6 protein-coding genes, 2 tRNA genes and 2 pseudogenes are annotated in these 7,425 nt (G+C 52.7%); 3 read left to right on the top strand and 7 right to left on the bottom strand.

Features of this window, described 5'->3' with window-relative positions; genetic code table 11:
• Positions 1-250 (bottom strand): annotated as a pseudogene (locus ACTF5M_RS11120) (ATP-binding protein); the annotation flags it as partial.
• Positions 251-294: 44 nt separating this feature from the next.
• Between ACTF5M_RS11120 and ACTF5M_RS11125 the strand changes: the two are divergent.
• From ACTF5M_RS11125 to ACTF5M_RS11135, 3 genes and pseudogenes are all read left to right on the top strand, one after another.
• On the top strand, positions 295-1,203 hold the full coding sequence (locus tag ACTF5M_RS11125) for an MBL fold metallo-hydrolase (protein WP_438961040.1): 909 nt from the start codon (positions 295-297) through the stop codon (positions 1,201-1,203).
• A 67-nt stretch (positions 1,204-1,270) separates the two neighbouring features.
• Positions 1,271-1,345: transfer RNA gene (locus ACTF5M_RS11130), tRNA-Asn, on the top strand.
• Between the two features lie 102 nt (positions 1,346-1,447).
• A pseudogene (locus ACTF5M_RS11135) lies at positions 1,448-1,956 on the top strand (Ldh family oxidoreductase).
• 787 nt (positions 1,957-2,743) lie between these two features.
• Here ACTF5M_RS11135 and ACTF5M_RS11140 read toward each other — a convergent pair.
• The 6 genes from ACTF5M_RS11140 to sufC all read right to left on the bottom strand — a co-directional run bounded on the left by ACTF5M_RS11140 (position 2,744) and on the right by sufC (position 7,256).
• A tRNA-Arg gene (locus ACTF5M_RS11140) sits at positions 2,744-2,820 on the bottom strand.
• A 73-nt stretch (positions 2,821-2,893) separates the two neighbouring features.
• On the bottom strand, positions 2,894-4,114 hold the full coding sequence (locus ACTF5M_RS11145) for a cysteine desulfurase (protein WP_438961041.1): 1,221 nt from the start codon (positions 4,112-4,114) through the stop codon (positions 2,894-2,896).
• Positions 4,115-4,141: 27 nt separating this feature from the next.
• Positions 4,142-4,723 carry a YIP1 family protein gene (locus ACTF5M_RS11150; RefSeq protein ID WP_438961042.1) on the bottom strand — a complete coding sequence of 194 codons (582 nt, stop codon included), beginning with the start codon at positions 4,721-4,723 and terminating at the stop codon, positions 4,142-4,144.
• A complete protein-coding gene (locus ACTF5M_RS11155; protein WP_438961043.1) occupies positions 4,720-5,154 on the bottom strand; it encodes a hypothetical protein in 435 nt (144 codons plus the stop codon). Before ACTF5M_RS11155 ends, ACTF5M_RS11150 begins: the two co-directional genes overlap by 4 nt.
• 52 nt (positions 5,155-5,206) lie before the next feature.
• Complete coding sequence (locus ACTF5M_RS11160; protein ID WP_438961044.1) at positions 5,207-6,496, bottom strand: SufB/SufD family protein; 1,290 nt, start codon at positions 6,494-6,496, stop codon at positions 5,207-5,209.
• Position 6,497: 1 nt separating this feature from the next.
• The gene (gene sufC, locus ACTF5M_RS11165) at positions 6,498-7,256 is read right to left on the bottom strand and encodes a Fe-S cluster assembly ATPase SufC (RefSeq protein WP_438961045.1); all 759 of its coding nucleotides are present in this window, start codon (positions 7,254-7,256) and stop codon (positions 6,498-6,500) included.
• Between the last annotated feature and the right edge of the window lie 169 nt (positions 7,257-7,425).

A 7,425-nucleotide genomic window follows, 5' to 3' on the forward strand; every position in this document is an offset into this window, starting at 1 on the left:
GGGCCCGCGCGATGCGGCCTGCTTCAACCGCTGCCGTCTCAACACCCGCCGCATTGTTGATTTGCGACGTCAGATAACGCAACTCAATGGCCAAAACACGGCTCATCTGTTCGGTCACACCATCAAAATGACGCTGAGCAAACGCAACCGCCACTACGATTTGCAGCACAGCAACCGGCAGAATAAGGATCAGTGCGGCCCGGCCATAAAGCGAGCGCGGCATATATCGTTTGAGCCACGGGAAAATCATGCCCTATATCTAGCCCTAGCGCCCCCAGATGGAAAGCACCGAAAATGTCATTGCCCTACGGCCAGCCCATCGAGGTGGCACAAAACATCAAACGGATCACCTGCAACAACCCCTCGCCGCTCACAGGCGCGGGAACCAATAGCTTTTTGATTGGCACATCGGACCTTGCGCTGGTGGACCCCGGCCCGCTTGATGACGCCCACTGTCAGGCCCTCATGGACGCTCTTGAAAAAGATCAGCGCATCTCACATATTTTTGTGACCCATAGCCACCTTGACCACAGCCCTCTTGCCGCCCGCGTTGCCTCAATCACCGGCGCAAAAGTACACGCCTTTGGAGACAGCACCACAGGCCGGAGTGATGTCATGAGCGCCCTCGCGCGGACAGACACCCTAAAGAGTGGCGAAGGTGTGGATCATCAATTCCTACCAGATGTCCATTTAGATGATGGTCAAGTGATCGAACATGCGGGCTGGCGCATTGCCGCACATCATACACCCGGCCATTTCGCCAATCACATGAGCTTCGCTGTGCGGGATGCTGAGCTTTGCGGTGATTTGATCATGGCATGGGCAACATCGCTGGTGGCGCCGCCCGATGGGGACCTGACGCAGTTCATTACGTCATGCGAACAAACCAGAACGCGCGCGGCGCATAGACTGCTACCTGCGCACGGAGAGGCCATCGAAGATCCCCAAGAACGGATTGATTGGCTCATCAGCCACCGCATGGAACGCATCGGACAGATCATCAGGACGTTGGAAGAAGGCCCAAAGACACCAAAAGAGCTGACACAACATATATACAGTGACATCAGCCCCAGTCTTTGGCCCGCAGCCGAGCAAAACGTACTAGCCCATCTCATTGATCTTATGACTAAAAAACGCGTTTCACCCGAAGGAACCCTTTCTATTCAAACCAAATTTCGACTACTCGAAAAAATTCAGTCTTAATTTTGTTATTTTTGCCAAAATGCCTCTGGACGCGCCCAAACACCATTGCTATAGCCGTCGCGAGTGTTCCGACGTAGCTCAGCGGTAGAGCAGTTGACTGTTAATCAATTGGTCGTAGGTTCGATCCCTACCGTCGGAGCCATTTTACCATGTAGTTTCATTGGATAAATTATGGAGTTGGGCTGTTTGCCTCAACGGAACAAAATTTTTCCGCAACAATCCCCGCAAAGGTACCCACCCTTACGTGTTCGACTTCGCAACAAGCGTTGCTGCCAGAGGGGACATGGAAATGCGCCGTATCGCCGGAGAGCCTATTCCAGAAGGGTGGGCAATACCCCTGACGGCAGCCCTACAACTGACGCCGCCGAAGAGCTCGCAGGCGCCATGCTGCCATTTGGCGCGCACAAAGGCTCTGCGATCTCGTCAATGATCGAACTTATGGCAGGGGCAATGTTGGGCGAATTCATGAGTAAAGAGGCGCTTGATTTTGCCGAAGGCGGCCCGCTGCCCCGCCACGGTGCGCTTATCATTGCTTTTGATCCGGCTAGGTTTGCCCACAGTAGTGGGCGCGATCCGGTGGCAGAGGGCGAGGTGCTGATCAACGCAATGACAGACCAAGGCGCGCGACTGCCTTCCGAACGACGCTACGCTGCACGCGAGACAGCCCATACACACGGCGTATTGCTAAGTAAGACAGAGATCACGCGGCTTGAAGCTTTTGTGGCATGTGGACTTGGTGCGTTAGATGATTAATTGGTCATAGTGCCGGTGGGCAACCTAATAATTGTAAAGGCCAAAACCTGACGCCACGTGGCCCTTTTCTTCAGCGCACTCAATACGAGCCGCCAAAAGGAACATTGACTAGACTTACACGGTAATAGGATCCCTGCAACGGTTTCAACCGCTGCAGGTCAAGTGCGTCAATAGCATTACAGGAATTGAAGAGGTTGTCTAGCTGCCTGGCGCGACACAACATCGTCATCAGTGTCAACCACACCAGCGCCCAAACCAAATTCGACCTGTCCACTATCGAACCCCAAATCAAGGCCGATGTAGTTTCCATTACCTAGGTGCGCGATACCAACCGTTTGCCGCACGCGGTTGTCTCCGACAAACGTAGTCCAGACCTAGGCTACCAGCCACTTTGTCTTCTTCGTTGTCGGTAAACCCACGTACGCCGAGGCTGGTTACAACACCATTTCCACCGAACGAAAAGTTAAGTCCAAAACCGATACTCGGATCGGAAAACGCTGGAGCCGCAAGCCCAGTAGTTGCCACCGCTGCAAGTGTCGTCAATTTAATCATTAAATTATTACTCGTTTTACTCGTTACAGAAGTTAACGTAGCATGACCTAATCGAAACTAGCGATAAAAAACTCCGCTCACGAAAAAATGCGAGATTTCACAAAAACTTGCTACGCCCACAAAACAAAGGGCGCGCCTTGATCTGGCTCATTACGTGAGGGCTTATTCCAACTCGCATTCGAAAGTTGGACACAACGCTCAGTAATCCAATAAACTACGTAGTGTTTATGAGGGGTGGCGGTCCTTAGAGGATTCGAACCTCTGGCCTCTGCCTTCGGAGGGCAGCGCTCTATCCAGCTGAGCTAAAGGACCTTTTGACACTCTATACCTGTGCGCAGCTTTCCTCGCAACGCCGATATTGATCAAACTGATGCTTTACGCAATCTCAGGCAAATAAATCGTGACAAAGCTCAAGTGCATCAACAAGCGCATCGACCTCAGCCTCGGTATTATAGAGACCAAAAGATGCACGACAGGTCGCCGGAACGCCCATGTGTTCCATCAGCGGTTGTGCACAGTGATGACCCGCACGTACGGCCACACCCTTTTTATCAAGCACAGTCGAAATATCGTGCGCGTGGGCAGCACCATCAATTGTAAAGCTGAAAATAGCAGCTTTATTAGGGGCTTGCCCTTGGATATTCAACCAATTCAGGCCTTTTAGCTTGGCCCACGTATAGTCGCGCAGCTTTTCCTCATGGGCCGCGATATTTTCCATACCGAGGTCCATCATGTAATCCAATGCAACACCGAAGCCGATCGTCTGAACAATGCCAGGAGTACCTGCTTCAAACTTCATCGGGGGCGCATTCCACGTCACACTATCACGGTGAACCTCACGGATCATGTCGCCACCGCCAATAAACGGCCGCATTTCTTTCATGCGATCCATCTTGATGTAATTCGCACCAGACCCAGACGGACCATAAAGCTTGTGCCCCGTCACACAGTAAAAATCACAGCCAATATCGGCCACATCGACGGGCCCGTGCACAGCCGCTTGACTACCATCCACCAGTACTGCAACGCCTTTTGCGTGCGCAGCCTCAGTGATAGATTTTACATCAACTTTGGTGCCTAAAACATTGGAAAGATGCGATATTGCGACAAGCTTTGTTTTTGGCCCAATCGCATCTATCACCGCTCGAGGATCAAGGGCGCCGTTGGCGTCAACATCAACCCATTTTAGGACAACACCCTGACGTTCGCGTAAGAAATGCCACGGCACGATATTGGCATGATGCTCCATCACACTCAGCACAATCTCATCACCGGCTTCCATACGCGGCATCGCCCAGCCATACGCAACAAGGTTAATGCCCTCTGTCGTGCCACTGGTGAACACAATCTCATCTTCTGATGGCGCGTTGAAAAACTTCGCTACTTTGCCGCGCACCGCTTCGTATTTGTCCGTTGCAAGGTTTGACAGATAATGCAGCCCGCGGTGTACGTTGGCGTATTCCTCCGCATAGCCTTTGGTCACGGCGTCAATGACCACTTGCGGCTTTTGCGCAGAGGCCCCGTTGTCAAGATAAACCAACGGTTTGCCATTCACTTCACGCGACAGGATCGGGAAATCTTTGCGCACTTCAGCTACATTATACATCTCGGGGTCTCTCCTTTTGCCGGCGGCTTACGCGCCAGTGGCGAACACGGTTAATAGAAGGCTGAAACCAAGGGCCAGCGCAACAAGTACTAAAATCAACAGCTTTGTGGCTTTCCACATTGAGCCAAGCTCATGCACGATGTCGATGAAGCCCACCATGACATAGATCAAATAGGCCCCCACGCACATGAACAGAACAGCCCCCAACTGTGGGGCAAATACCGCTGACAAAACGACCGTCAGTTGAAAAGGTATTGAGTAGATTTGCAGCCATGACAGCACGACCGCAACGTCCTTAAAGCCGCCGCGCCCGTCTAAAATACGCCCGCCAAAGTAGATCGCACAAATCAGTACCATCAACTGACCGAACTGACGAACTGCAAGTAGCCAAGGTTCGGGGCGTGCTATTTCTTCCATCTCGCTTGGAAGCTGTTGTGGGGCCACAAACTGTATAATCAAAGCCAAAAGCGTAGACAGGATCGATACCAGCAACACGATCGGCATGGCAGCCTCGCGCGGAATTGGCAGCGAAAGGGCTGCAAACGCCCCCTCTTTCGGGTCACGCAATGTCACGCGAAACAGCGTGGCGATGTCGGGAAAGCCGCTCATGATGGCACCTGAAATGTCGCGCGCAGCGACCCAATGAAAAACCACAAAAAGATAGCCAGCCACAGGACGCCAACTGCCACAAGCGATTGCCCTTCGCCCACGAACCCTGCCGTAAGGCCATTCAAAAGCGCGAGAGGTGTTGCTGCAAAAAAGCTCCAGAATACTGCGAGCCGTGTGGTGAAAAATGTCCCCATCTTCGTAAATGGGCGTGTCACCACGTGGATCAAACCTGCGAAGATGTAGAATAGCAGCGGCCAAAACAGCATCCAGCTGACAAACTCATAGGTCAACATTTGCGTAAGGTCGCCGCCCTGCTCAAACTGCTCGCGTGCAAGACGCGGCAGGCTTGAGACGAACATCAGCAAGCACCCCGCCATCAAAATGGCGAGGGCCCGATCCTCACGTTGACCAGCCGTCAGCAAGCGCCGCATGACCTTTCCAGGCCCACGGTACGTCGCCACAATATCAGAACTGACAGACACCTTAGCCGCGGCGACGCATCAGCCACGCTTCGAGGCGGGCCAAGATGTCTTCCGAGATTTCGTCACTCTCGATCTCTTCGATAGCTTCTGCCAAAAACGATAGCACCAAAAGATCTTCGGCTGTGCCCTTCTCTACGCCGCGTGAGCGCAGATAAAACAAGGCTTCTTCGTTGATGGCACCTGATGTCGATCCGTGCGAGCAAGCAACGTCATCGGCATAAATTTCAAGCTCTGGCTTGGCAAGGAATTGACTGTCATCATCAAGCAAAAGAGATTGGCTGATCTGATAGCCATCTGTCTTTTGCGCATCAGGCTGAACCAGAATTTTACCTTGGAAAACGCCCACCGCGCCGTTCCGCAGCACCTTCTTGAACACCTGACGGCTTTCGCAGTTGACCGCGTCGTGGGTGATGAAAACCGTATCGTCGTGGTGAAACGCACCGTCGCCCATACACGCGCCAGCAACAGAAGCTTGTGCATCGTCGCCAGTCAGCTCAAGCACAACTTCGTTGCGGGTCAGCACACCGTTGGCGGTCATGGTGAAGGATTTAAAGATGGATTCTTTGTCCAAACGGCCAAAGATATGCGTCACCGCACGGCGCTCATGATCACGCCCTTGCGCGAGGATGTGATGAAAGACGCCAGCGTCAGCAACATCGACTTCCATGCATTTGTTAAAACGCGCAGCAGCAGGACCGTTTTCAAGCACAGTGACTTCCGCACCCGCATCAACCTTAATCACATGGTGAAGGGTCGCGTCGCTTGTTGCATCTGCATGACGGTAAATCAGGCTAATTGGCTTGCTTGGCGTGCCAGTCACGTGGATCAAAACGCCATCCGTAGCCGTGGCAGAGTTCAGTGCCGCGAGCGGACGCTCAACTGGCGACTGACCTTTGGCTTCTAAAACACCATATAGGTCTTTCGCCCAATGGATATCCGCAGCACCCGCTTCCGCAAGGCGCTCAATCGCAACACCCTCAAGCGCCATATCGTCAGAGGCATCCGCGTCGAAAACACCATCGACGAACACCAACTTCAGACGGTCGATACCGTCATAAAGTGGCGCTTCGTCCGCTGCGTCAAATACGTCTGCACTTTGGGCTACCGCTTCGGTCAACGTGCTTGGGTCAGTGTATTTCCAATACTCATCGCGCTTGGTCGGCAGACCCATGGCACGGAGCCGCGCCAAGGCGTCATCACGTGCTGCGGCAAGCCAGGCACCGCTTTGTGGCACTGGCTGCGCAGCAAGGCGCGCATCAGTCAGGTTTGTTTTGATGTCAGGCAATCCCATCTCAGGCCACCTCTTCAGCCAAGATGTCGGCGTAGCCGTTTTGCTCAACTTCAAGCGCCAGCTCTGGGCCACCTGTTTTCACAATTCGACCGTTTGCCATGATATGCACAACGTCAGGTTTGATGTGATCGAGCAAGCGTTGATAGTGTGTAATCACCAAGAACGTGCGTCCCGCGTCACGCAGCGCATTCACGCCTTCTGACACAAGTTTCATCGCATCAACGTCAAGGCCTGAATCCGTCTCGTCAAGAATGCACATCTTTGGCTCAAGCATTGCCATTTGCAAAATCTCGTTGCGCTTTTTCTCACCACCCGAAAAGCCCACGTTAACCGGACGCTTCAGCATATCAGCGTCAATTTTGAGCGTCTTGGCTTTCTCGCGTACAACCTTCAAGAAATCACCTGCAGAAAGTTCTTCCTCGCCACGTGCTTTGCGCTGTGCGTTCACCGCTGTTCGCAAAAAGGTCATGTTGCCAACACCGGGAATTTCCACAGGGTATTGAAACGCCAAAAACAGACCAGCCGCAGCACGCTCTTCAGGTTCCATATCGAGCACATCTTCGCCCTGCAAATGCGCTGAGCCGTCTGTGACATCATAGCCATCCTTGCCAGACAGCACGTATGACAGCGTCGACTTGCCAGACCCGTTTGGCCCCATAATCGCGTGCACCTTGCCCGCTTCCAAAGACAAATCAACGCCTTTGAGGATTTGCTTGTCTTCGTCTTCCAATTTTACGTGCAGGTTCTTGATCTCTAGCATCGGTAGTGTCCTTCGAATGCGGCTGATCCGGTTCAGTTAAAGCAAACTCAACTTTTTTTACTTTTATCTGTTAACCGTAAGCCTTTGTATTCATGTGTTTAGTAGATCGATATCCACCAAGTTAATTCAGAGTAAAGTGCAGGCTAGCCAACCGACCCTTCACGTGAAA

Origin of the sequence: Nereida sp. (assembly GCF_965655635.1) — a bacterium.
Lineage (GTDB): Bacteria > Pseudomonadota > Alphaproteobacteria > Rhodobacterales > Rhodobacteraceae > Nereida.